Raw genomic sequence first — 380 nt, forward strand, 5'->3', positions numbered from 1 at the left:
GTCCTGCGCCGGCCCCTGCCGGTCAAATTCCTCAAAGGCCGCTTCCACGCCCTTGCGGATAGTGGTCATTTCCCGCTTGAGGTCGGCGGCGAGATTTTCGACCGTTTCCCGCAGCGCGTCGAACGCGGCGGCCGGATCACCCGCGTCCTCGTCCATTGCTTCCGCCTCGAATCCTTCCCTGTCGTCGTCCATTTCCGTCATGAAGTCCCTTTCTACATTCCCATTCCCATACCTCGGCTGAGCCGCTGGCCGCGTGCCATTTCGTCCTGAAGGGCGCGGGAAATGCTCTGCTCCTGGCGCAGCTCATGCTTGATTCCAAGCTCCCGGCTGCGATTACGCACGATGGATTCCGCCTGCGGGTCGCGCTCAAGGCTCTTGGC

Annotated in this window: 1 protein-coding gene; it reads right to left on the reverse strand. The window is 62.6% G+C overall.

Features of this window, described 5'->3' with window-relative positions; genetic code table 11:
• The coding region (locus D7X55_RS42695; RefSeq protein ID WP_233610501.1) for a DUF6118 family protein at window positions 1-201 on the reverse strand (201 nt) is incomplete at its 3' end.
• Between the last annotated feature and the right edge of the window lie 179 nt (window positions 202-380).

It is taken from the genome of Corallococcus sp. AB049A, from assembly GCF_003668885.1.
In the GTDB taxonomy this organism is placed as follows: Bacteria; Myxococcota; Myxococcia; order Myxococcales; family Myxococcaceae; genus Corallococcus; species Corallococcus interemptor.